The 22,420-nt window shown below is 62.3% G+C and carries 18 protein-coding genes and 3 pseudogenes; 10 read left to right on the plus strand and 11 right to left on the minus strand.

Annotation, left to right across the window (positions count from 1 at the left end; translation table 11 throughout):
• Positions 1-1,067: 1,067 nt before the first annotated feature.
• The gene (locus tag ACUTAF_RS02460) at positions 1,068-3,542 is read left to right on the plus strand and encodes a TIR domain-containing protein (protein ID WP_445578478.1); all 2,475 of its coding nucleotides are present in this window, start codon (positions 1,068-1,070) and stop codon (positions 3,540-3,542) included.
• Between the two features lie 471 nt (positions 3,543-4,013).
• Here ACUTAF_RS02460 and ACUTAF_RS02465 read toward each other — a convergent pair whose 3' ends face one another.
• Together ACUTAF_RS02465 and ACUTAF_RS02470 are read right to left on the minus strand one after the other, a co-directional pair.
• Positions 4,014-4,310 (minus strand): LasR-specific antiactivator QslA, encoded by a 297-nt coding sequence (locus ACUTAF_RS02465; RefSeq protein WP_445578479.1) that lies wholly within the window; start codon positions 4,308-4,310, stop codon positions 4,014-4,016.
• Positions 4,307-4,576, minus strand: a complete 270-nt coding sequence (locus ACUTAF_RS02470) for a hypothetical protein (RefSeq protein WP_279916156.1) — start codon at positions 4,574-4,576, stop codon at positions 4,307-4,309. The genes ACUTAF_RS02465 and ACUTAF_RS02470 overlap by 4 nt, the downstream gene beginning before the upstream one ends.
• Positions 4,577-5,473: 897 nt before the next feature.
• On the opposite strand from ACUTAF_RS02470, the gene ACUTAF_RS02475 reads away from it, so the two are divergent.
• Positions 5,474-6,070: a hypothetical protein gene (locus ACUTAF_RS02475; protein WP_445578480.1), complete on the plus strand. Its 597-nt coding sequence runs from the start codon at positions 5,474-5,476 to the stop codon at positions 6,068-6,070.
• A gap of 132 nt (positions 6,071-6,202) precedes the next feature.
• On the opposite strand, the gene ACUTAF_RS02480 is transcribed toward ACUTAF_RS02475, so the two are convergent.
• Together ACUTAF_RS02480 and ACUTAF_RS02485 are read right to left on the minus strand one after the other, a co-directional pair.
• On the minus strand, positions 6,203-6,973 hold the full coding sequence (locus ACUTAF_RS02480; RefSeq protein ID WP_445578481.1) for a 3-hydroxybutyrate dehydrogenase: 771 nt from the start codon (positions 6,971-6,973) through the stop codon (positions 6,203-6,205).
• Between the two features lie 224 nt (positions 6,974-7,197).
• Positions 7,198-7,773 (minus strand): annotated as a pseudogene (locus ACUTAF_RS02485) (OprD family outer membrane porin); the annotation flags it as partial.
• A gap of 101 nt (positions 7,774-7,874) precedes the next feature.
• Here ACUTAF_RS02485 and tnpA point away from each other — a divergent pair.
• The 3 genes from tnpA (at position 7,875) to tnpC (ending at position 10,133) form a co-directional block, all read left to right on the plus strand.
• Positions 7,875-8,192: an IS66-like element accessory protein TnpA gene (gene tnpA / locus ACUTAF_RS02490; protein ID WP_003284819.1), complete on the plus strand. Its 318-nt coding sequence runs from the start codon at positions 7,875-7,877 to the stop codon at positions 8,190-8,192.
• Positions 8,189-8,524 (plus strand): IS66 family insertion sequence element accessory protein TnpB, encoded by a 336-nt coding sequence (gene tnpB, locus ACUTAF_RS02495; protein WP_010562499.1) that lies wholly within the window; start codon positions 8,189-8,191, stop codon positions 8,522-8,524. The genes tnpA and tnpB overlap by 4 nt, the downstream gene beginning before the upstream one ends.
• Before the next feature lie 61 nt (positions 8,525-8,585).
• Positions 8,586-10,133, plus strand: coding sequence for an IS66 family transposase (gene tnpC / locus ACUTAF_RS02500; protein ID WP_445578482.1), 1,548 nt, complete (start codon positions 8,586-8,588; stop codon positions 10,131-10,133).
• A 29-nt stretch (positions 10,134-10,162) separates the two neighbouring features.
• Here the strand turns inward: tnpC and ACUTAF_RS02505 are convergent.
• The 6 genes and pseudogenes from ACUTAF_RS02505 to ACUTAF_RS02530 all read right to left on the minus strand — a co-directional run.
• Positions 10,163-10,861, minus strand: a pseudogene (locus tag ACUTAF_RS02505) (OprD family outer membrane porin); the annotation flags it as partial.
• A gap of 246 nt (positions 10,862-11,107) precedes the next feature.
• Positions 11,108-11,731 (minus strand): annotated as a pseudogene (locus ACUTAF_RS02510) (tannase/feruloyl esterase family alpha/beta hydrolase); the annotation flags it as partial.
• 64 nt (positions 11,732-11,795) lie between these two features.
• Positions 11,796-13,277, minus strand: a complete 1,482-nt coding sequence (locus ACUTAF_RS02515) for a sigma-54 interaction domain-containing protein (protein ID WP_445578483.1) — start codon at positions 13,275-13,277, stop codon at positions 11,796-11,798.
• A gap of 85 nt (positions 13,278-13,362) precedes the next feature.
• Positions 13,363-14,733 carry a TRAP transporter large permease gene (locus tag ACUTAF_RS02520; RefSeq protein ID WP_445578484.1) on the minus strand — a complete coding sequence of 457 codons (1,371 nt, stop codon included), beginning with the start codon at positions 14,731-14,733 and terminating at the stop codon, positions 13,363-13,365.
• 16 nt (positions 14,734-14,749) lie between these two features.
• A complete protein-coding gene (locus ACUTAF_RS02525; RefSeq protein WP_445578485.1) occupies positions 14,750-15,349 on the minus strand; it encodes a TRAP transporter small permease subunit in 600 nt (199 codons plus the stop codon).
• An 80-nt stretch (positions 15,350-15,429) separates the two neighbouring features.
• Positions 15,430-16,500 (minus strand): TRAP transporter substrate-binding protein, encoded by a 1,071-nt coding sequence (locus ACUTAF_RS02530; RefSeq protein WP_445578486.1) that lies wholly within the window; start codon positions 16,498-16,500, stop codon positions 15,430-15,432.
• Positions 16,501-16,983: 483 nt separating this feature from the next.
• Between ACUTAF_RS02530 and ACUTAF_RS02535 the strand changes: the two genes are divergently transcribed.
• The 5 genes from ACUTAF_RS02535 to ACUTAF_RS02555 all read left to right on the plus strand — a co-directional run bounded on the left by ACUTAF_RS02535 (position 16,984) and on the right by ACUTAF_RS02555 (position 20,883).
• Entirely contained in the window at positions 16,984-17,622 is a 639-nt protein-coding gene (locus ACUTAF_RS02535) for a DUF1326 domain-containing protein (RefSeq protein WP_445578487.1), read from the plus strand.
• Positions 17,603-18,361: a DUF2182 domain-containing protein gene (locus tag ACUTAF_RS02540; RefSeq protein ID WP_445578488.1), complete on the plus strand. Its 759-nt coding sequence runs from the start codon at positions 17,603-17,605 to the stop codon at positions 18,359-18,361. The genes ACUTAF_RS02535 and ACUTAF_RS02540 overlap by 20 nt, the downstream gene beginning before the upstream one ends.
• Positions 18,362-18,487: 126 nt before the next feature.
• On the plus strand, positions 18,488-19,858 hold the full coding sequence (locus tag ACUTAF_RS02545; protein ID WP_445578489.1) for a multicopper oxidase family protein: 1,371 nt from the start codon (positions 18,488-18,490) through the stop codon (positions 19,856-19,858).
• Positions 19,859-19,915: 57 nt separating this feature from the next.
• On the plus strand, positions 19,916-20,392 hold the full coding sequence (tadA, locus tag ACUTAF_RS02550; protein WP_445578490.1) for a tRNA adenosine(34) deaminase TadA: 477 nt from the start codon (positions 19,916-19,918) through the stop codon (positions 20,390-20,392).
• Between the two features lie 32 nt (positions 20,393-20,424).
• Positions 20,425-20,883, plus strand: coding sequence for a hypothetical protein (locus tag ACUTAF_RS02555; protein WP_445582389.1), 459 nt, complete (start codon positions 20,425-20,427; stop codon positions 20,881-20,883).
• Here the strand turns inward: ACUTAF_RS02555 and mltF are convergent, their stop codons facing one another.
• Positions 20,884-22,350: a membrane-bound lytic murein transglycosylase MltF gene (mltF, locus tag ACUTAF_RS02560; RefSeq protein WP_445578491.1), complete on the minus strand. Its 1,467-nt coding sequence runs from the start codon at positions 22,348-22,350 to the stop codon at positions 20,884-20,886. It abuts the gene before it with no gap.
• Positions 22,351-22,420: the final 70 nt, after the last annotated feature.

Here is a 22,420-nt window from a genome sequence, read left to right on the forward strand (position 1 = left end):
GTGCCGTCGTGCGCCTGATAGCACGACTGCATTCACAGCTTTTCCCGAAGTTATCCCCGTGCCGTCTACGGCACGCGCCGGAGATCCGTTCGCCTGGAGGGCAAGCGCTGAGATGTTTCAGCGGTTTTCTAGGCATGGGCTGGCGCCGATCCCGGAGCAGGGTGCGGGCAGGCTCGAGATAACTGCGCTCAGGATAGGTGTCACGATCTGCTGTGCATCGTCCTTGTGCTGGCGTTAGCGCCGATGGCTGCCCTCCGGGCCTGTGCGCGTTTGCCGGAAACGGTCTAGGAGCGCGTTGAAACGCTTCAGATGTCTTGGGAATGGGTCAGGATGGGGTAATGCGGTTGGAGCGTTCTAAGGGGCTCTGGCGGCGTTTCTGGCCGCTGTCGTTGAGCATTGGCTCAAGGGTGAACAGACGGGCCTAACTGGTAGACCCTGGCCTGTTCGTGTGCGAGCTCGCGTCTCGCAGCTTCGCCCAACGGGCGGCATATGGCGTGTGCGGCTGCAGTCTCCGAAGGTGCGGTTCTACGGCTTTCTGCAAAACCGGACAACCGCATCGGTGGACTTCCGTAAATACGTAAAAGCGTAAATCCGTTTCCCCACCAATCCGTAAATCCGTGAATACGGATCGACGGATTTGGGCAAAACCGTAAGACCGCAACGGTCTCAATCAACTGATAGCACAACGCGGTTGCTCCAGGCTGATATGCGCTTGCGCTACGCATGAACCCCTGCCGACTACGGCGACTAAGGCGGTCGTGAAAAAATCAGGAAAAATCGCGGAGGCTCCACCCAGCGCAGCGGCCGGGTGGAAACCGTCTATTTTTCTTGAGTTTGAGGGGGCAAGAACCCCTGCTCTTGGATAGGGGAGAGTGTCACCAGCGGTGGCAACCTAGCGTTTCGTCTGTCGGTAACTGGCCGGAGTCGGCCAAGAGCCGCTAGTCGTGGGGGACGGAGCGATCTGAGCAGGTCTTCGGCTTTCACCGCCAAATGCCAGTACTCTTCGAATGGGGTAGACTCGTTTTTGCTACCTCCCCGCGAACAGCAATAATTCTCGAGGTCACCGAATGAGTAAAGCTTTCTTATCCCATAATAGCTTTGATAAGGACTTCGTGGGCGAGGTTTTTGACAAACTTGGCGCGCTGCGCGCAGTTTACGACAAAGAGACATTTCGTCGTAATTGTGATCTAACAGAGCAAATAAGAAGCGGGCTTAATGATTGTCAGGTCTATGTGCTTTTCCTTTCTAAAGCGGCGCTAGAGTCAGGCTGGGTCAGCAATGAACTCGATATTGCTCACGAGCTTAAGACAAGGTGGAGTATTAATAAATTTCTGATATTTCAGCTTGATGAAGCTAATTGGGCAAGCCTCCCTGCTTGGGCGTCGCGTTATGTAACATCTTGCCCGCCATCGCCAGAACAGGTAGCACTAAGAATCAGGGATGAGCTAGAAAAAGATATGGCTCCCCCACAGACCCCCTATGGTAGAGATGAGGATATCCGGGCGCTCAACGAGGCCGTTCTGGAATTGGAGAATCCTCCAAAGTTTATATTTCTTTCTGGACCAACAGGAATTGGACGCCGCACTATTGTGCAGGCGCTATACAACACCTTTTATCGTGAGATTGGATCGCACAAGATAACTGTTGCACTGGGCGCGCATGACGATATAACTGCGCTGTACAGAAATCTGCTTGGTTTCAGTGCCAACTGGCGGGCGCGCGAGCTATTTCTGGAGACTGAAAGATTCACTGGGCTCTCTGAGCCTGAGAGGATAGTTGAACTTTCAAAGCTAATTCACCTGATTACAGTTAGTTTTCAGCAGGTTCTGGTTCTCGATGTAGGCGGGTTCGCATTTGGTATTGATCAAAAGCCTCTTGGCTGGCTGACGGCACTGCTTGAAACGCTTGACGATAGTCCTTATCCATATCTTGTCGTATTGTCTAGTCGATATATCGACACCAGTATAGATGGTGGTATCTTCTATCATGTCAGACCCATAAATGAAGAGAATTCTAGATATCTATTCAAAATACTCGCCAATCAATATGGAGTAAGATTTCCGAATAAACAAGAAAAGGACATCATTGAGGGAAGTGTAATTGGGCATCCTGGATTAATTTGCTCCGTTGTCAATTACTTGAGGCACAATCCTCACTACCGACCAAACAGAACTCACAACAGCATCATTCAATTAATAAGAGCTCAAATTGAAAGCATGCTTCTTGATTTTATCAAAGGGCGCCCGGGCATAGAGCAAGCGGTTGCTTTTTTTGGTGAGGCATTTATTTTGTCATATGCGGAAATAGCAGCTGTTTCCGCGAAATGGCCGGATTTCGATGAGGCTGTTTCACAGCTGTTAGATGCAGGTTTCTTGGTGCAGCAGAATTCTAACTATCAGCTTGCTCCTTACATTCAGCGCTACGCAACCAACCTAGTTGAACGGCATTTTTCAGAGCTTACCAATGCAAGGAAGGCTCTTTTTGAATTTTCTGACATTGAAGATGAAAGTGCATTCGTTTCCACTCAACTCCTTGACGCTAGAATAGTAGAGCATTTTACGTCGGGGACAGTTCTTCCTGGATACATGTCTAACTTGGTCATGCCTGCTCAGCAACTGAAGGCCGCTAGGCGCGAGTATGATGCCAGTCATTACAAACAATCTCTTCAGCTTTCGAAGGAAGCTTATGAGCAAACATCAAAGCTGAGCGCTAATGGGCTTATTGAGTCTTGGCGCCTAATAGGGCTTTCTGCAATCCGAATACCTAGCGATGATGATTTCGAGTTCTTCTCACGCGAGTACGATAAAATCCCAAAAACCGAGCGAAGAGATGCAATTTTCTTTTTTGCTAAAGGATTAAAGGCAAGATTGCAGGGCGATCTCCGCGAAGCACTTCCAAATTTTGAGCGAATTGTAGATGCAGGAATGGCTGACGCTCACTGCCTGCGAGAAGTGGCATATATTTACGCTTTTGACGGTCGATATGAGCTCGCATCTCAACGGATAGTTGAGGCAAGAAGGCTGGCCCCCTCCAATCCCTTTATCATAGATATCGAAGCCTTTATTCTTTTAGAAAAGTTCAGAAAAAGCAGGGATACAGCTTTGCTTTCGAATTTAGAGCTTTGCATTGAACGCCTCGAGAGCGCTGACAAAAGAGAGCGCACCAATTTTTCTAGAATTAGAAAAAGCATGATGGATGTATTTGCTTATAATCACCTCGACGAGCTTAGGGCTATTTATGGTGATCGCTTTAGCCTTCCAATTCATGCCAAGCTGTCCCTATTAGATACTCTATCATCTAAGGGGAAGAATGATCAGTATGAACAGCTGAGGGATGAAGTTGATAAGGCCATTATGTCCTCGAAAAATAAGCTTGCTGAAATTGAATTCGCCAGAATCCAGATATCGCACCTTGCGTATGCCTGCCAACCTAAAGAAGCAGAAGGAATTCTAAACAGATTTCGACGCAAATTTACGGAGCAGTGTGTTGAGTCGCTTACTCGCTTGATTGATAGTGCTAAAGCACAGTCGTCAACTGAGTAGTGCTGGCACACTATTGGCTCAATTCGTTAACTATAACTAATCCCCCCCTTCCCGCCGGGAGGGGATCGCGGGGGGGTAAGGGCAACACAGCCTGCAAAGGCCGCGTAGATAAACGAATTAACTTGGCAGGCCACTAACTCGGCTTATGACAGTGCCGTCCTTAGAATGATTCGCCGCTTGCGTGACTCTGCCAGTCGTTACCAGCCGCTTTTGGAAAAACGCTCGCTCAATTTCTAAGTCCACGCTGCTGCGCGAAATCTGCGCAGGTTTTCTCACCTGGCCGATTTGGAATTCGTCAGAAAGCGCGAAGTTTGCTCGTTTCCTGAGCAGCACTTATCCTCGAAAGTTTTTTACACAGCCTGGGCCGTTCTCGGCCTGTACTAGGGCGCTCGCGTTATGAGAGAGTCCCCAATATTTGACGGCACATTACGGTTAGAGCGAGCCGACAAAGCCGGCTCGCGAACATCAACTTTACAGCTCCAAGGAAAGGGGTTTAGCCGACTGGCCGCAGCACTTGGGTGAGCATATGCGCTGGTGGATGCGGCTGAGGAAGCCTACTTCGAAGGCTCTCCGTTCTATCGCGCATGGCAGTAAGTCGCGCTCGGCGATCATTACCGCCCAGAGCCAGCCGCTACGGGCGTTGTCGAGCCAAGTTTGGGCCAGCTTTACGCCCTGGTTGAACGCTTCCCTGCAGTCGGCAGCCCAGATGATTTCGGCTCCTGGATGGCCATCATGAGGTGGTAGGCATGTCATAACACCCTTGCTCATCTGGCACCTCCTCGCACTTCGGAGAGAGCGCGGCGATAAAGCACGACCATCTCATCGAGCAGATCCAGAGCTGAATAAGCAGCGATCCGCACGCGCAGATCTTCCGGCTGTAGCCCATCTGGTTCAGCCAGTTGATCCAGCAGATTACCGAGCATTACGCCGCGCAGTTCAGCCGCAGCTTCGGAGGCTAGGGGAGAGCGTTCAGATTCATGCAGCGGGCTTCGCTGCAGCGGAAAAGGTACAACGCAGGATTCGAACTCAGCCATGGCACACCTCCAGATCAGAGGTGGACAGCAGGACCAGCAGCCCAAGGCGGAGCTCTCGGGTAAAAAGGGGGTAGCGCATTTTCCTTATGCTCCTCAGACGATTAAGGAGCCGCCTACCGCCGTTGCTACACGGTAATGGAGGCGGACCGTGCGGGGGTAGCAAACCGGCGTCCGAGGGAACCGGCCAGGCAAAAGCCTGCCCCACACGGCCCACCATAGAAGTTAAGCAACCAAGCACATGAAATGTTGGCCGCCTAAGCTATGGCGCTACCGCGCCTCGAACGATTCAGGTTGCTACACCCGGCCGTGGGATTGACCACGACGGGCGCACTCTAGCCCGAGGGTTTCACGATGGCAACCTACTGTGGCGTAGGTGAGATTGAAGACGGGTAACGCCTCGGCCTCTGATTCGGCGGCGGCATGTTCGGGCTCGTCTCGGGGGCAGGGTACGGATAATATGAGGGTTGATTGATGATGGTGTCGTCAGAGTCGTCGCCCCGCAAATCGATCTATCTCTCGCGTCAGCAAAAGCTCTGCGCGATTGACGGTAGAAGTGACGGTAAGGCACATGTCAATTTCAGCCAATCCCTTTAGCCAAGCGGGCTCGGGCGGCTTGTTGATGATCGAGTGGGAGTGAACCCGCAGCTCCGAACGAAGTAACCGGCTTAGGCCGGTTTTTTCATGCCGATAGCATTGCAAGCTGGCGAGCTGCCGTTGGGCGGGGGCTTTGCAGTGATAGGCCACTTTCCTCGACACCTAAAGTGAACGCTGCTAGCGTCCAAGTGCAATGGGCATAACTACGGCTTCGGGGCGAGTTTTGATGTTGGGTATTTAGATGTCTCGTCGTGTGGCCTACGACAAGCTGCCGTAAGTGGCGCTGTAATTAAGGAGCGGCAAATGGGACAGACTTCTGAGTACGCCGAAGGATTACTGGGCAGTTTTTCCTACGATTACGATATGAGTTGTCAGCTTGCAGTCCAGTACGCGGAAGGCAAGTTTAAAACGGCTAGGTTCACCTATGGCAGCGGGCCTCTGGTGCATGTAGAGGATATGTTGCTGCATCAGCTCGATGAGTGGTGGGGGTACGCAAATATTCCGCCTGGCTCGAAAATCATATTTTATGCAAACTGGAGTCCTTGCAAGCATTGCATTCAAAACACGATTCCCAATGCACTAAATAAAATGAATGTGGTGGATAATAACCTTAGAATACGTTTCAGGTTTAACGAGTATTACACTGCTCAGGCTTGGAATGGACGTGGGAAGAATGTAAGGAAAGAGAGCGGCGGACACTATTTCTGGGAAAGTCAGGAGTCGGCCGAATCTGCATATGAAGCACTGGCTTCGATCTACGGGCGCTGTGGCTTGAAAGATCTATCGACACCCACTCAAGTCAAAACGAGCGTAAGCCCGAGGGTGGCATTCATTCGCGGTCAAAGCCGCAGTCGAACGCTCACTACCTGGCATGAGAGTTGGCGCGGCAAGATTTCCTAGAATGTTTGGCTTGTTCGCGACGCCTTCAGCCATCCATAAGCCGCCGAGTGTAGGCCGCGGTGGCTGCCGGAGTCGCTGTGTATTACTACTGCCAAGGGCTTGCCGGAACTGAGCTGTCCGGCACGTCCGCTCTCACTGCGCCAGCCAGCCGCCGTCGATGTTCCAGGCGGCGCCCCTGACCTGCTCGGCCGCCGGGCTGCAGAGAAACAGGGTCAGCTCGCCCAGCTGTTGCGGAGTGACGAAGGCCTGGGAGGGCTGCTTTTCCGCCAGCAGCGCCGCGCGCGCGGCCTCCGGCGATTCGCCGGTGGCGACGCGCGCGTCGATCTGCTGCTGCACCAGCGGGGTGAGCACCCAGCCGGGGCAGACGGCGTTGCAGGTCACGCCGCTCTGCGCGGTTTCCAGCGCCACCACTTTGGTCAGGCCGAGTACGCCGTGCTTGGCCGCCACATAGGCCGCCTTGCCGGTGGAGCCGACGCTGCCGTGCACCGAGGCGATGTTGATGATGCGCCCCCAGTCCTGCGCGCGCATGTCCGGCAGGGCCAGGCGGGTGCAGTGAAACACCGCACTGAGGTTGAGCGCGAGGATGGCGTCCCAGCGTTCGGCCGGAAAGTCCTGCAGCTGCGCGACATGCTGGATGCCGGCATTGTTGACCAGGATATCGACCCGGCCGAACTCGCGGCGGGCGTAGTCGAACAGCGCCTCGATCTGCGCCGGCTCAGCCAAGTCGGCCGGATGGTAGCCCACGCGCCCACCGTGGCGCGACAGCTGTTCGGCCGCCATCTGCCAGTCGCCGAAGCCGTTGAGAATAACGTCTGCGCCGGTGCGGGCGAGTGCGTCGGCAATGCCCAGGCCGATGCCGCTGGTCGAGCCTGTTATCAGGGCGGTTGTTCCTCTGAGCGCCATAGGGCCTCCTTGTTTCATACATCCGGTAAGGGTGAGCGGGTCATGCAGGCCTGTGGCGCCTGCTGCGGAATGCCTTGCCTGGCGCTTTCGGGCGATTGATGGACTCGGCCATGACGAGTCGCCGGTCTGTCACCTGCTGCTCGTACCCTCGGCATCGAAAAAGGCCGGGCCAGAAGGCCCGGCAAGGCTTCCACGAGGAGTAGTCGCAATGCGCGGGCGCGGCCCTACCAGAGCGGCAGGCTGTAGCTGACGATGAAACGGTTCTCGTCCAGGTCCGGGCCGAAGTTGCTGCGCGTGGTGGCGTTGCGCAGCTTCAGGCCGAGGTTCTTCAGCGGGCCGCCCTGTACCACGTAGGCCAGGTCGGTGTTGCGTTCCCAGGTCTTGCCTTCGCTCTGTCCGGCGCCGCGGTCGACGTTGTCGCCGGACAGGTAACGGGTCATCAGGCTCAGGCCGGGCACGCCGACGCTGGCGAAGTCGAAGTCGTAGCGCAGCTGCCAGGAGCGCTCGTCCTGGTTGCCGAAGTCGTTGATCTGCACCAGGTTGACCAGCGCGTTGTCGGAGCCGGCGATATAGGCGAAGCCGGTGTCGCCGGACAGGTGCTGGTAGCCGGCGGTGAAGCCGTGGCCGCCGAGGCGGTAGGTGAACAGCGCGCCGAAGGCGTCGTTGTCGACGTTGCTGCCGCCGTCGTCGCTGGAGCGCGCGTAGCGGATGTCCGACTTGAAGCTGCGCCCCTCGCCCAGCGGCAGCTGGTGCACCAGGTTGACCAGGTGCTGCTTATAAATACCGTCGAGGCCGCCGTAGGTAAGCGTCCAGCCAAGTCACCTTCCGAACTCCAGCATTAAGGGCGATGGTGTCCGCGTATTTTTAAGCGGACGCGTTCGTCCTTAACGTTAGGATTTCCATGCGCCAACGAAGCTCTTACCCCAAACCGTTCAAGGTCCAGGTCGTTCAGGAATGCCTACAACCGGGTGCGACCGTCTCCAGCGTTGCCATCCGCCATGGCATCAACGCCAACGTCATTCGAAAATGGCTACCGCTTTACCGAGATCAGCTACCCGCGGTGTTGCCGGCGTTCGTTCCATTGAGGGCTACGCCCAAACGGCCGACTGCAGCATCGGTGATTATTGAGCTATCGCTTGGCGAGCAGTCAGTCACAGTGAAATGGCCAGTGTCCGATCCTGACGGCTGCGCCCGCTTTGTCCGGGGGCTTGCCCCGTGATCCGCATCGATAGCATCTGGCTTGCCACTGAGCCGATGGACATGCGCGCCGGCACCGAGACCGCATTGGCCCGTGTAGTGGAGGTATTCGGTGCGGCGAAGCCGCACTGTGCTTATCTGTTCGCCAACCGCCGCGCCAACCGCATGAAAGTGTTGGTGCATGACGGTGTAGGGATCTGGCTGGCCGCGCGGCGATTGAACCAGGGCAAGTTTCACTGGCCAGGCATCCACCGCGGCTCGGAAGTTGAACTCGACACCGAGCAGCTTCAGGCTTTGGTGCTCGGTTTACCTTGGCAGCGGGTTGGTGCAGCCGGTGCGATCACAGTGCTGTAGCGACGGCCATTAGCCCATCGCTTTATCTGCGCTGATCGCCTGCTCTGGCACAATCAGCGGCATGACTTCCTTGCCCAATCTCGACCAACTGACACCTGAGCAACTGCGCGCACTCGCTGCGCAGTTGCTGTCGCAAGTCGACACGTTGGGTAAGACGGTTGAAACGATGGGCAAGAAGATCGACCGCGATCAAACCGTCATCGAGCAGCTCACCCATGAAATCGCCTGGTTCAAGCGACACAAGTTCGCCAAGCGTAGCGAGCAACTAAGCCCTGACCAGGGCAGCCTACTGGATGATTTGCTCGACACGGACATTGCCGCTATCGAGGCGGAACTGAAAACCCTCAATCCTCCGGCGGCTCCGGCTGAACCCCGCCAACAGCCCAAGCGCGCACCGCTGCCAGCCCAGTTTCCGCGTACTGTGATCCGTCACGAGCCGCAGAACACTCAATGCGCCTGCGGCTGCCAGCTGCAACGCATCGGCGAAGACATCAGCGAAAAGCTGGATTACACGCCGGGCGTGTTCACCGTCGAACAGCACGTGCGTGGCAAATGGGCCTGCCGTCAGTGCGAAACACTGATCCAGGCGCCGGTACCAGCCCAGGTGATCGACAAGGGCATCCCCACTGCCGGCCTGCTGGCTCACGTGATGGTGGCCAAATTTGCCGACCACCTGCCGCTGTATAGGCAAGAAAAGATTTTTGGGCGCGCTGGCCTGGCCATCGCCCGCTCGACGCTGGCGCAGTGGGTCGGACAAACCGGCGTACAGCTCCAACCATTGGTCGACGCCCTGCGCGAGGCGGTACTGGCGCAAGGCGTGATCCACGCCGACGAAACCCCCGTGCAAATGCTGGCCCCTGGCGAGAAGAAAACCCACCGGGCTTACGTCTGGGCATACTGCACCACACCCTTCGCCGACCTGAAGGCCGTGGTGTATGACTTCAGCCCCAGCCGGGCTGGTGAGCATGCGCGCAATTTTCTGGGTCAGTGGAGTGGCAAGCTGGTCTGCGACGACTTCGCCGGCTACAAGGCCAGCTTCGAGCAGGGCATCACCGAAATTGGCTGCATGGCCCACGCCCGCCGCAAATTTTTCGATCTGCACGCAGCGAACAAAAGCCAGTTAGCCGAACAGGCGCTGCACTCCATTGCCGGGCTGTATGAAATCGAGCGGCAAGCACGGCACATGAGCGATGAAGAACGCTGGCGAATACGCCAGGACAAGTCTTCACCGATCCTCGATGCGCTGCATGAATGGATGCTGGCCCAGCGTGATCGAGTGCCCAACGGATCAGCCACGGCGAAAGCCTTGGATTACAGCCTCAAACGCTGGCTGGCTCTGACTCGCTATGTCGAAGATGGCTCTGTGCCCATCGACAACAATCAGGTCGAGAACCAGATTCGACCATGGGCCCTTGGACGCTCGAACTGGCTGTTTGCCGGGTCGCTGCGCAGCGGCAAACGGGCGGCGGCGATCATGAGCCTGATCCAGTCGGCGCGCATGAATGGGCATGATCCGTACGCCTACCTGAAGGATGTGCTGATGCGGCTGCCGACACAGCGGGCCAGCGAGATTGGCCAACTACTGCCGCATCAATGGGCACCCGCCTGAATTACGCAAGGTGAGTTCGGCAGACGCTTACCGCCGTAGTAGTAGCTGGTGGCAAGCTCCGGGGTCCACTGGTAGCGGCCGCCGGCGAAGAGGAACTCGTCGCTGGTCGTATCCTTGCCCAGCACGATGTTGCGCTTGCCGAGGTTGAACACGGTCATCTCCTGGTTATCCGAGGAGTCGCGCTGGTTGACCCGGTCGATATAGCCGAGGTCGAGGCTCAGGCCTTCCACCTCGTTGCTATTGAGCCAGGCGCCGCGGAAGGTCTGCGGCAGCAGGCGGCTGTCGTTGCGCATCAGCGCCGGCAGCACCGGCTGCAAGGTGCCGAGCTTGAGGGTGCTGTTGGAGGCGCGCAGCTTGGCGGTCAGGCCGGCCTCGCCGTATTCGTCCTGGGCGCGCTTGGGCGCATCGCGGTCGCTCTTGAGGATGCCGGTGCCGACCCGGTCCGGGCTGGAGTCGAGCTTGATGCCGAGCAGGCCGATGGCGTCGATGCCGAAGCCGACGGGGCCCTCGGTGTAGCCGGACTCGAAGCGCAGCATGAAGCCCTGCGCCCACTCCTCGGCCTTGGCTTGCGCGGCGCCGCTCTGGCGGAAGTCGCGGTTCATGTAGAAGTTGCGCATATCGAGCGCGGCCTTGCTGTCGTCGACGAAGGCGGCGCTGGCGGAGTTGCCGGCGAGCAGTACGGCGCCGCCGCAAAGCAGCTGGCGGAGGGAGCTGTGGTGCAGTCGCATGGTGTTTCCTCTTGTTGTTATGGACCGCGTTGCGCGGCCGCAAGGGCTAGAGCGAGAAGCGTGCCAGTGTCGTTCGAAGCCTGTCCTGGCGGCGCAATGCCGCGTGCCAGAGCCTTTGGTCAAGGGGAAGGGCGCTCGAGGAGGATGCCGCGTGCTGTCTGCTGGGCTGGACATGTCGGCTGACCCCGGCATTGGGTGTCCAGCCCGATGGACGGCGCCGACCCGATCGGGCCCGGCGCCTTGCGCTTACAGGCTGCCCTGGCGACAGCGGACGCAGACGAAGCTGGTGGCGGCGTCGACGTCGCCCTTGCCGAGGTATTTCGGCCAGCCGGGGTACTCGCACAGCGGACGGCTGCGGCCCGGTACGCCGACGCTGTCGGTGACCATCTGCTGGCGCGGCACGCGGCCGCGTTCGACCCAGTCTTCCAGTGCGCTGAGCGAGTCCCAGGCGGCGTTGAACAGGGTGCTGGCGGCATGGCCGTAGCCGGGAATCTCGTAGTAACGCAAGAAGCGCCGGGTCTTGCCGTGGCCCATGTCGCGACGGATGCGCTCGTAGTACTCGGCGCTGGCACGGCTGCTCACCAGTTGGTCGGCGGTGCCGTGGGCGATAAGCAGCTTGCCGCCGTTATCGGCGAAGGCCGACAGGTCGGTCCGGTTGACGTCCTGGCGCAGCGACAGCTCGCTGATGCGCGGCAGCCAGGGGCTGGGCGCCTCGGGGTCGAGGCCGAGCGAGTCGACGGTCGGGTTGCGCGTCACGAAGTGGCGCACCCATTCGTCCCAGAAACCGGAATGGTAGGGCGCGCCATCGGCGAAGCCGGTGCCGTGGACGGGCATCGGGTAGGTCGGCTGCAGGGTATTGAGGCCGAGCCGTGTGCACCGTCCGGGCGGCCCCGCGACACCCTACCGAGCGCGCCGATCATTTCGAGATGGCAGGCTAGCGCTGGTTCAGTCCGTGCTGCTGCAGCTTGCTGTAGAGGCTGGCGCGGGAGATGCCCAGCTCGATGGCGGCGCGGCGGCGGTTGCCCTTGCAGGCGAGCAGGGTGCTCTGCAGGGCGCGGCGCTCGGCCTGGGCGATGGTCTGCGCCAGCGGCTGCAGGGGTTCGTCGGCGCTGGGCAGGCCCGGCTCGGCGGCGCCGGCCGCTGGCGCGAGCGCACCGGCGACGCCGGGTGCGGCCAGCAGCGCCTGCAGATGCGCGACGTCCAGCAGCGGGCCGTCGGCATCGAGCTGGGCGCGCTCGAGCAGGTTGCGCAATTCGCGCACGTTGCCCTTCCAGGCCTGCCGGCCGAGCAGGGCGAGCGCCTTGTCGCTGAGCTCCATGGGCGCCTGAGCGGAGCGGTTGGCGATGTCGTCGAGCAGGTGCTCGACCAGCGAGGGAATGTCCTCACGCCGCTCGCGCAGCGGCGGTACGCGCAGGGCGAGGACGTTGAGGCGGTAGTAGAGGTCGTCGCGAAACTCGCCGGCGGCGACCTTGGCTTCCAGATCGATATGGGTGGCGGCAATCACCCGCACGTTGAGCGGCTTGACCTGGTTGGAACCGAGCGGCTCGATCTCCTGTTCCTGCAGCACACGCAGCAGCTTGGCCTGCAGCGGCAGCGGCAGGTCGCCGATCTCGTCGAGGAACAGGGTGCCGCCGTTGGCCACCTCGAACTTGCCGATGCGCGCCTTGCGATCGGCGCCGGTGAAGGCGCCGGGGGCGGTGCCGAACAGTTCGGCTTCGACCAGGGTCTCCGGAATGGCGGCGACATTGACCGCGACGAAGGGGCCGTTGGCCCGTGGCGACAGGTTATGAATGCCCTGGGCCAGCAGCTCCTTGCCGGTGCCGGTTTCGCCGCGGATCAGCACCGTGGCGTCCAACTGGGCGGCGCGGCGGGCCTGGCGTTTCACTTCGCTGGCCGCCGCACTGGCGCCGACGAAGCCGGCGATGGTGTAGCGGGCGCGGCGGGCCTTGGCCAGTTCATTCTGGGTCGCCAGCAACTGGCTCTGCAGCTGGTTGTACTTGGCCATCAGGGGTTTGAGGTGGCGGGCGCGGTCGAACAGGACGAAGCCCAGGGCGCCGACCAGGGTGCCGTCCTCGTCGCGCAGCGGGATGCGGGTGACCACGAAGTGCTCGTCGCCGAAGGCCATCAGATCGAGCATGCTTGGCTGGCCGCTTTCCACTACCTCGCGCAGACGGCTGGCCGGCAGCACTTCCTCGATCTGCTTGCCGAGCACGCTGCGCGGGTCGCGGATGCCGACCTTCTGCGCGTACTTGTCGTTGATCCAGACGATGCGCGCCTGGCGGTTGACCGCGATGGTGCCTTCGCACTGGGCTTCGAGGTGGTCGAACAGCAGCGGCATGGCCACGGCGCGAAAGCGCTCGGGCGACACGCCGATGATCAGGCCGTGCTGGTCGAGGTCGTCGCGGGAAATGGCCATGGCACTGGGTTCCGTCGGGTGGTCGGGGGATTATGGGATTCGCCCAGCCACAGGGGCAAGGCGATCCCCGGTCTTGATCGAGCCGCTACGGGCCTCCATACACCTCGTTGGGCAGCCAGGTGGCCAGCGCCTCGAAATGGAACACCAGAGCCAGGCCGAGCAGCTGCAGCGCGATGAACGGCAGCACCCCCAGGTAGACATCGCGGGTGGTGATGCCCGGCGGGCACACGCCCTTGATGTAGAACAGGGCGAAGCCCACCGGCGGGGTGAGGAAGGAGGTCTGCAGGCACAGGGCGAAGAGGATGGCGAACCACAGCGGGTCCACGCCCAGGGAGAACAGCACCGGCGCCACCAGCGGCAGGACGATCAGGGTGATCTCCACCCAGTCGAGGAAGAAGCCCAGCAGGAAGGTGATCAGCAGCACGGTGAGCAGCACGCCGGTCTGGCCGAACGGCAGGCCGCTCAGCGCCTCGCGCACCACGTCGTCGCCGCCGAGGCCGCGCAGCACCGCGGCGAACACCGTGGCGCCGATGAAGATGCCGAAGATGAAGGCGGCGGTGCGGCTGGTCTGGTACAGCGACTCCTTGAGCACGGCCAAGTTCAGCCGGCCGCTGGCGTAGGCCATCAGCACGGCGCCGGCGGCGCCCACCGCCGAGGCCTCGGTGGTGGTGGCGATGCCGAAGAAGATCGAGCCGAGCACGGCGAGGATCAGCGCCAGCGGCGGCACCACGGCGAGGAACACGTCGAGCAGGGCGCGGGCGTCCAGCGGCTGGCGGTTCTTCGGCGCCGGGGCGAAGTCCTTGTTCAGCCAGGCGGCGATCAGGATGTACAGCACATACAGGACGCCGAGCATCATCCCCGGAATCAGCGCGCCCATGAACAGCTTGCCCACCGAGGCCTCCGGGGTACCGAGGCGGTCGGCCATCAACACCAGCATGATGCTCGGCGGAATCAGGATGCCCAGGGTGCCCACCGAGCAGGCGGTGCCCACGGCCAGGCGCTTGTTGTAGTTGGCCTGCAGCATCGGCCCCAGCGACAGCAGGCCGAGCAGCACCACCGAGGCGCCGACGATGCCGGTGGAGGCGGCCAGCAGCACGCCGACTATCACCACGGTGACCGCGTAGCCGCCGCGCAGCGGGCCGAGCACGCGCACCAGGCTGTGCATCAGGCGCTCGGCGATGCCGGAGCGGTCGAGCATGATGCCCATGAAGATGAACAGCGGCAACGCCACCATCAGCTCGTTGGCGACTATGCCGTAGATGCGCGCATCGAGTACGCCGATGGTGCCGCCCCAGGTGAACCAGAGGTTGGCGTCGAAATACTCCACCAGCGCATGGCCGGCGACGGCGAATACCAGACCGACGCCGGCCAGCGACCAAACCACCGGAAAGCCGAGCAGCAGCAGGCCCATGAAGGCGGCGAACATGGCGATGACCAGAATTTGTTCCAGACCCATCTTTTCAGCCTCGTGATCAGGGATGCGCCGGACCGCCATCGCGGTCGGCGTCAGGCGCAGGGATGGCCCGGGGGAAATTCAGCAGCAGGGTGCTGCAGCGGGTGGCGCGGGCGAACAGGGCGATGGCGGTCAGGGCCAGACCCAGCGGCAGCACGCTCTTGAACAGGAAGCGATAGGGCAGGCCGCTGGGCGCCTGCGAGTGCTCCATGTAGACGAAGGCGGTGTGGGCATAGGCGAGCAGGCTGTCGATCATCAGGACGATCACCGGCAGGGCCAGCAGGACGATGCCCAGCAGCTCGATCCAGGCCTGGGTGCGCAGCGCGAACTTCTCGCGCAGCACGTCGACGCGCACGTGGTCGTCGCGCACCACAGCGTAGGCCAGGGCCAGCATCGTGGCGGCGCCGAACAGGTGCCAGGACAGCTCCTCCAGGGCGATCGAGCCGCGCGCCAGGACGAAGCGGCTGAACACGTTGCACAGCACCACCAGCAGCACGGCGATCCACAACCAGGCGCTGGCCTGGCCGATGGCGACGATGAAGCGTTCCAGCAGATGGGACAGGCGGTTGTGCGGCAGCTCGGCGCCGGGCGCATGAGCGGCGGATGCGGGTTGTTGCATCGGGGAACCTCGAACGAATCAGGCAGACAGGTGCAGCGGGCCGCGGCGATGCCGGGCCCGTGCGGGTTCGCGCTGGGCGATCAGTTCTGCTGGTCGAAGTCGCGCGGCAGGTAACCCATGCGGTTCCAGCCGGCGTACTGCGCCATGAACTCGCGCTGGCTGGTCAGCACGCGCTTGAACATGGGGTCCTGGCCGGCCATCTCGTCCAGTACCTCGTTGGTCACCTTCTGCAGCTCCTGCAGCACCGGTGCGGGCAGCACCTGGGGCTTGACCCCTTCCTGCTGGTAGGCGGCGAGGGCGAACGGCTGCGCCCACTCGCTCTCGGCGAAGCCCTTAAGGGTGGCCGACTCGCAGCCCATCTCGATCAGCGCGCGGCTCTGCGGCTCCAGCTTGTCCCACACGTCCTGGTTGACCAGCAGGTGCGAGGTGGTCAGGGTCTGGTGCCAGCCCGGCATGATGTAGTTCTTGATGATCTGGTCGAGGCCGAGCATCTTGTCGATCGCCGGCTGGGAGAACTCGGTGGCGTCGATGGTCTTGCGCTCCAGCGCCTGGTAGATCTCGCCGCCGGGGATCATGGTGACCGAGGCGCCGAGCTTCTCCAGCACCTTGCCGCCGATGCCGGCGAAGCGGATGCGCAGGCCGTCGAAGTCCTTCATCTGCTCGATCGGCTTGGCGAACCAGCCAGCGCCCTCCGGGCCGATGATGCTGCACAGCATCGGGTGGATCTTGTGCGGCGCGTAGATCTCCTCCAGCAGCTGCTTGCCGTCGCCCTGGTAGTACCAGGCCAGGTAGGCCGGCGGCTCCATGTTGAAGGGCGCGCCGGAATACAGCGGCAGGGCCGGGATGCTGCCCTGGTCGTAGCCGATCCAGGTGTAGCCGGCCGGGTACTTGCCGCTGCTCACGGAATTCATGATCTCGAACGGCGGCACCAGCTCGCCCGGCTCGTAGTAGCGCAGCTGGATGTCGCCGCCGGAGATGGCCTTGAGCGATTCGGAGAGGTGCTTGACCGGCGTGGTCAGGCCGACCAGGTGGGAGGGGAAGGCCAACGGCACCTGCCAGCGGATCTTCTCGCTGGCCATGGCCGGGCTGGCGAGCAGGGTGGCGGCGGCAAGGCCCAGGGTCAGGCGGGAAAGCTGTTGCTTGATGGACATGCTGGAGTTCCTTCTTGTTGTAGTTGTACGAAACCTGGGTCGCGCTCGCGGCGATGAGGCGCTGCACGGCGCTAGCAGTAAGCGCCGTGAGCAATGCGATCTCTGTGCCATTTATAAATTTCTTTATAAATCAATTAGTTAATTTTATTCCTATGGCCTCGCCGGCATGTATGCCTGGAATTCTGGACACAAAAGGTGGGTCCCTGCGCGACATGTCCAGAAATCTGGATGTCGTTGCCTGGTTTGCTGGATAGGGGCGCGTCGCATGGCGACCGGGATGGTCATCGGTCGATACGGCAGAGGGCTACCGAGGCGTCGGCCAGGCGCTGATGGGGCGCAGGGCTGAACCGCATTCCTGCGGCCGCTGGCAGGGTTATGCGCCCGGCCGCTTAGCGTTGCGCTTGAAAGGCCAATTGCGTCTAGGTTCTGGCGACTGGCCATCTACGCTCAGACTGTGGTGGCTGCATACGTGAGGTGAGAACGATGGCCAAGCATATCGACTGGCGCCTGCGCGGCGCCGGGGTGGATTTGTGCAACTGCGAGTACGGCTGCCCCTGCCAGTTCAATGCGCTGCCCAGCCACGGCACCTGCGAGGCGGCGGTGGGCTTCCACATCGAGGAGGGGCACTTCGGCGATGTGCCGTTGGCGGGCCTCAATGTAGCCTGCACCTTCGCCTGGCCGGGGCCTATCCACGAGGGGCGCGGTCAGTGTCAGGCCTTTATCGACGAGCGCGCCAGCGAGGCCCAGCGCCAGGCACTGCTGACCATCCTCAGTGGTCAGGAGCAGGAACCGACGGCGTTCTTCGCGATCTTCGCCAGCACCGTGGAGACCATGCACGAGCCGCAGTTCGTGCCGGTCGAGGTGAGCACCGATCGCGGCGCGTTGACCGCCAGCATTCGCGTGCCGGGGGTGCTGGAGGGCCAAGCCGAGCCGATCCGCAACCCGATTGACGGCACGGTGCACCGGGCCCGCGTGGTGTTGCCCGAGGGCTTCGAGTTCGGCGAGACCGACTGCGCCAGTGCCACCTTCAACTGCTCCGGGGCGGTGAAGCTGGACTATGCCGGACGCAATGCGATGCTCTACGAGCTGCACATGGGGCCCAATGGCATCATTCGCGGCTAGTCGGCTGGCGAATCGCGGCGCGCTGCTGACCAGCGCGGTCATCCTGTCGCTCGGCGCGCTGGCCTGGTGGTGGCAGGTCGAGCAGGCGGCGCTGATGGCGGCTATGGGCGACATGCAGATGCCGCCCACCGATTGGTGGTCGCGCCAGGGCGCCCTGACCCTGCTGATGTGGGTGGTGATGATGCAGGCGATGATGCTGCCTGCCGCACTGCCGGTGTTTCTGCTCTACCGGCGCTGCTTGCAGCGCGATACTGCGCGCACGCTCAAGTTGACCCTGTTCTGCGCCGCTTATGGGGTGCTGTGGAGCGTTTTTGCCCTGCTGATGACCCTGCTGCAGGCGGCTGGTGAATGGTTGGGTTGGCTCGATCCTATGACCTTGCGCCTGCCGCCGTTGCTGGGGGCGCTGGTATTGCTGCTGGCCGGCGGATACCAGATGAGCCAGGCCAAGGCAGTCTGCCTGGAGCACTGCCAGAACCCGCTGAACTTCCTGCAGCACCATGTGCGACCGGGACTCTGCGGTGCCTGGGGCCTGGGCCTGCATCACGGCCTCTACTGCCTCGGCTGCTGCTGGGCGCTGATGCTGGTGCTGCTGGTGGTCGGCGCCATGAGCCTGTGGGGCATGGCGCTGCTGGCGCTGCTGGTGCTGGCGGAGAAGTGGTTGCCGCTGGGGACGCGCTGGCGGCGTCTCAGCGGCGTCCTGTTGATTTTCTGCGCGGTGGCGCTCGCCACCTGGGGCTGAAGGCGGGTGCGACTATCGGTCGTTCGACTTTGCCGGGAGCGGGCGCATAGAATGCGACTCTCTCTCGTTTGGCCTCGCGGGTGTTGCTCGCGAGGGTAGGGCCGGCAGGCCGAACACAGGTGGTGAATGAAGTTTAAGCGCAGGCAGGTGCTGGCCGGTTTGGTGGGGCTCGGTGTGGTCGGTCTTGGCGGCGCCGGCGTGCGTTACTGGCTGGGGCGACCGGAAAGCGTGGCGACGCACGATTACCAGCTGATCGCCGCGCCGCTGGACATGGAGCTGATGCCCGGTCGGCAGACGCCGGCCTGGGCCTACGGCGGGCAGGCGCCGGGCGTCGAGTTGCGTTGTCGCCAGGGTGAGCGCCTGCGGGTGCGCTTCATCAACCAGCTGGACGTGCAGAGCACCATCCACTGGCACGGCATCCGTCTGCCGCTGGCGATGGATGGCGTGCCCTACGTGTCGCAGGCGCCGGTGCTGCCGGGCGAATACTTCGACTACGACTTCATCTGCCCCGACGCCGGCAGCTTCTGGTACCACCCGCATACCGCCAGCGCCGAGCAGCTGGGGCGCGGCCTGGTCGGTCCGCTGATCGTGGAGGAGCGCGAGCCGAGCGGCTTCAGTCACGAGCGCACGCTCTGCCTGAAGACCTGGCACATCGACGAGCAGGGCGCCTTCACCGAGTTCCTGGTGCCGCGTCAGGCGGCGCGTGAAGGCACGCGCGGGCGCCTGAGCACGATCAACGGCGCGCCGAACCCAACGCTCGAACTGCCGGAAGGGCAGATCGTGCGACTGCGCCTGATCAATGTCGACAACACCATCACTTATCGCCTCAACCTGCCGGGCGCCGAGGCGCGCATCTATGCCCTCGACGGCAATCCGGTAGAGCCGCGGCCGCTGGGCAAGGACTACTGGCTGGGGCCTGGGATGCGCCTCGATCTGGCGCTCAAGGTGCCGGCCGCCGGGCAAGAGTTGCCCCTGCGCAACGGCCCGTTGCGCCTGGCCACCCTCAGGAGTGTCATCAGTACGCAGGCGCCGGGCGACTGGCCGCCAGCGCTGCCCGCCAATCCGATTGCCGAGCCGGATCTGGCCCGTGCCGAGACCCTGCGCTTCAACTTCGAATGGGCGGCGGCGCTCTCCGGTGACGTCGAGCGTGGCGGCAGCTACAGGTATTGGCAGATCAACGGCCAGGCCTGGGACAGCGCCGACAAGGGCTGCGCCGAACGCCCCATCGCCACGCTGAAGCAGGGCGGCCACTACGTCTTCGTGCTGCGCAATATGGCGCAGTACCAGCACCCGATCCATCTGCACGGCATGACCTTCAAGGTGCTGGGCTCGGATCGGCGCAAGATCGTCCCCTATTTCACCGACACCTATCTGCTGGGCAAGAACGAGACGGCACGCATCGCCTTCGTCGCCGATAACCCCGGCATCTGGATGTTCCATTGCCACGTCGTCGACCATATGGAGACCGGGCTGATGGCGGCCATCGAGGTGGTGTAGCATCCACCGGCTTTACGGGGGAACGCTGCGCGGTGTGCCGGCGTACGGATCGACTCAATGAAAAGACCGCAGATCATCGACCGCTCGCGCGACGAGCATTTCATGCGCGAGGCGCTGGCGCAGGCGCGCCTGGGCGCGGAGCGGGGCGAGGTGCCGGTGGGCGCGGTGCTGGTGCAGGACGGCGAGATCGTCGGGCGCGGCTTCAACTGCCCGATCTCGCGCAGTGACCCCAGCGCCCACGCCGAGATGGTGGCGATCCGCGCGGCGGCAGAAATGGCGCGCAATTACCGGCTGCCGGGCAGCACGCTCTACGTCACGCTGGAGCCCTGCAGCATGTGCGCCGGGCTGATCGTCCATGCGCGCATCGCCCGTGTGGTCTATGCCGCCAGCGAACCGCGGGCCGGCGCGGCGGTCAGCCAGGGGCGCTTCTTCGAGCAGGGCTTTCTCAACCATCGGGTGCTGGTGGAAGGCGGGCTGCTGGCCGAGGAGAGCGGGGCGCTGCTCAAGGAGTTCTTCAAGGCACGGCGCGGCTGAGCCTCACGACAAGGAGTGGAACGATGAAACGGATGCTGGCTCTGCTGGCGCTGCTGAGCGCACCGGCACTGGCCGAAACGCGCGAGGTCTACCTGGTGGCCACCGTGCAACTGGGCGGCTCGAACCTGGCGCAGAGCATTTTCCTCCACGAGCCGCAGATCACCACGCTGGAAGGCTGTCAGGAGGCGGTGCGCGTGGGCCAGCGCGACCGTGACTGGTTGCGCTATCACCACATCTTCATGCGCGACAGGTTCCAGGGCTTCACCGGCCAGCTGGACTATCGCTGCGTGTTCAGCGAGCAGGTCTTCAGTGGCTGGGACGACCGGGCCCGCTATGCGCAGCCCTACCTGATCGGCATCGACGAACAGGCCAATCTGCGCATCGAACGGGTGGCCAGCCTGGCCCAGTGCAGCACAAAGCTGGCGGCCCTGCCGGCGGCCCGGCGGGCACAGAGCCGCTGCGCCATGGGCAACCAGCGCTTGCGCTCCTGATCAGAGCGGCGGGGTTTCGTCTTCGGGACGGCGCTCGTCGATGCCGGGCAGGTGCACGCCGCTTTCGGCGACCTGGGTGCCTTCCAGCTGCGGTTGGGTCACCCAGGTGAGGATGTCGTAATAGCGGCGGATGTTGCGCACGAAGTGCACCGGTTCACCGCCGCGGGCGTAGCCGTAGCGGGTCTTGCTGTACCACTGCTTCTGCGCCAGGCGCGGCAGGATCTTCTGTACGTCGAGCCACTTGTTCGGATCCAGGCCCTCGGCCTCGGTCAGCCTGCGCGCGTCCTCCAGGTGGCCGCCGCCGATGTTGTAGGCGGCCAGGGCGAACCAGGTACGGTCCGGTTCCCGGATGCTTTCCGGCAGCTGGCTGTGCACCTGGATGAAATAGCGCGCACCGCCCTCGATGCTCTGCTTGGGGTCCAGGCGGTTGGACACGCCGACCGACTGCGCGGTGCGCTGGGTCAGCATCATCAGGCCGCGTACGCCGGTCTTGGAGGTCGCCGTGGGCTGCCACAGCGACTCCTGGTAGCCCATGGCGGCGAGCAGGCGCCAGTCCACCTGGTGGCTGCGGCCGGCCTGGCGGAACATCTGCTCGTAGCGCGGCAGGCGCTTTTGCAGGTGCTGGGCGAAGGTGTAGGCGCCGACGTAGCCGAGCACGTCGACGTGGCCGTAGTAGCGCTCCTTCAGGCGTTGCAGGGTGCCGTTGGCCTCGGCGCGCTGGAGGAAGGCATTGGCTTCCTGCAACAGGCTGTCGTCATCGCCCGGGGCGACAGCCCAGCGCATGCGATTGGCATCGCCGAGGTCGAAGGCGACGCGTACGTTGGGGAAGTACACCTGGTTCATCGCCAGCTCGTTGGAGTCCACCAGGGTCAGGTCGATCTGGCCTTCGTCGACCATGCGCAGCAGGTCGACCACCTCCACCGCGTCGGATTCCTCGAAGCTCAGCTCCGGCACTTCCAGCTTGAGGGCGGCCAGCTGCTCGGCGTGGCTGCTGCCGGCCAGCACCAGGATGCGCTTGCCGACCAGGTCGGCGGCCTTGGTCGGGCGCGGCTGGCCCTGGCGATAGACGACCTGCGGGGTGACTTCCAGGTAGGGAACGGAGAAGCGCGCCTGGCTTTGCCGCGCCGGGGTCTCCACCAGGCCGGCGGCGGCCAGCACCGGGCCGTTGGGCCGGCCCAGGCCGGCGAACAGGCTGCCGAGGTTGTCGGCGGTCTCGATCTTCAGCTCCAGGCCCAGATCGGTGGCGAAGCGCTTGGCCAGCTCGTACTCGAAGCCGGTGTCGCCATTGCGGTCCTGGAAGTAGGTGGCGGGGCTGTTGCGAGTGATCACGCGCAACTCGCCCTCCGCCTTTACCTGCTCGAGTACGCTGGGCTTGAGTTCTTCGCCACAGCCGCCGAGCATCAGGAGGATTCCAATCGCCAACAGCCCTGTGGCGCAACGCATGCGTATCGCAGGTCGTGCAAACATCGCCGCAGTATACGCAAAGCGCTGGCGGCGCCATATCTCGACAGCGCTTCGCTTCTCTGCTAGCGCGCAT

It is taken from the genome of Pseudomonas sp. SP16.1, from assembly GCF_052682975.1.

Excerpts from the sequence above, each read along its gene's own strand:
- ACUTAF_RS02460 (WP_445578478.1), top strand. The coding sequence starts at position 1,068 with ATGAGTAAAGCTTTCTTATCCCATAATAGCTTTGATAAGGACTTCGTG.
- ACUTAF_RS02465 (WP_445578479.1), bottom strand. The coding sequence starts at position 4,310 with ATGAGCAAGGGTGTTATGACATGCCTACCACCTCATGATGGCCATCCA.
- ACUTAF_RS02470 (WP_279916156.1), bottom strand. The coding sequence starts at position 4,576 with ATGGCTGAGTTCGAATCCTGCGTTGTACCTTTTCCGCTGCAGCGAAGC.
- ACUTAF_RS02475 (WP_445578480.1), top strand. The coding sequence starts at position 5,474 with ATGGGACAGACTTCTGAGTACGCCGAAGGATTACTGGGCAGTTTTTCC.
- ACUTAF_RS02480 (WP_445578481.1), bottom strand. The coding sequence starts at position 6,973 with ATGGCGCTCAGAGGAACAACCGCCCTGATAACAGGCTCGACCAGCGGC.
- tnpA (WP_003284819.1), top strand. The coding sequence starts at position 7,875 with ATGCGCCAACGAAGCTCTTACCCCAAACCGTTCAAGGTCCAGGTCGTT.
- tnpC (WP_445578482.1), top strand. The coding sequence starts at position 8,586 with ATGACTTCCTTGCCCAATCTCGACCAACTGACACCTGAGCAACTGCGC.
- ACUTAF_RS02515 (WP_445578483.1), bottom strand. The coding sequence starts at position 13,277 with ATGGCCATTTCCCGCGACGACCTCGACCAGCACGGCCTGATCATCGGC.
- ACUTAF_RS02520 (WP_445578484.1), bottom strand. The coding sequence starts at position 14,733 with ATGGGTCTGGAACAAATTCTGGTCATCGCCATGTTCGCCGCCTTCATG.
- ACUTAF_RS02525 (WP_445578485.1), bottom strand. The coding sequence starts at position 15,349 with ATGCAACAACCCGCATCCGCCGCTCATGCGCCCGGCGCCGAGCTGCCG.
- ACUTAF_RS02530 (WP_445578486.1), bottom strand. The coding sequence starts at position 16,500 with ATGTCCATCAAGCAACAGCTTTCCCGCCTGACCCTGGGCCTTGCCGCC.
- ACUTAF_RS02535 (WP_445578487.1), top strand. The coding sequence starts at position 16,984 with ATGGCCAAGCATATCGACTGGCGCCTGCGCGGCGCCGGGGTGGATTTG.
- ACUTAF_RS02540 (WP_445578488.1), top strand. The coding sequence starts at position 17,603 with ATGGCATCATTCGCGGCTAGTCGGCTGGCGAATCGCGGCGCGCTGCTG.
- ACUTAF_RS02545 (WP_445578489.1), top strand. The coding sequence starts at position 18,488 with ATGAAGTTTAAGCGCAGGCAGGTGCTGGCCGGTTTGGTGGGGCTCGGT.
- tadA (WP_445578490.1), top strand. The coding sequence starts at position 19,916 with ATGAAAAGACCGCAGATCATCGACCGCTCGCGCGACGAGCATTTCATG.
- ACUTAF_RS02555 (WP_445582389.1), top strand. The coding sequence starts at position 20,425 with ATGCTGGCTCTGCTGGCGCTGCTGAGCGCACCGGCACTGGCCGAAACG.
- mltF (WP_445578491.1), bottom strand. The coding sequence starts at position 22,350 with ATGTTTGCACGACCTGCGATACGCATGCGTTGCGCCACAGGGCTGTTG.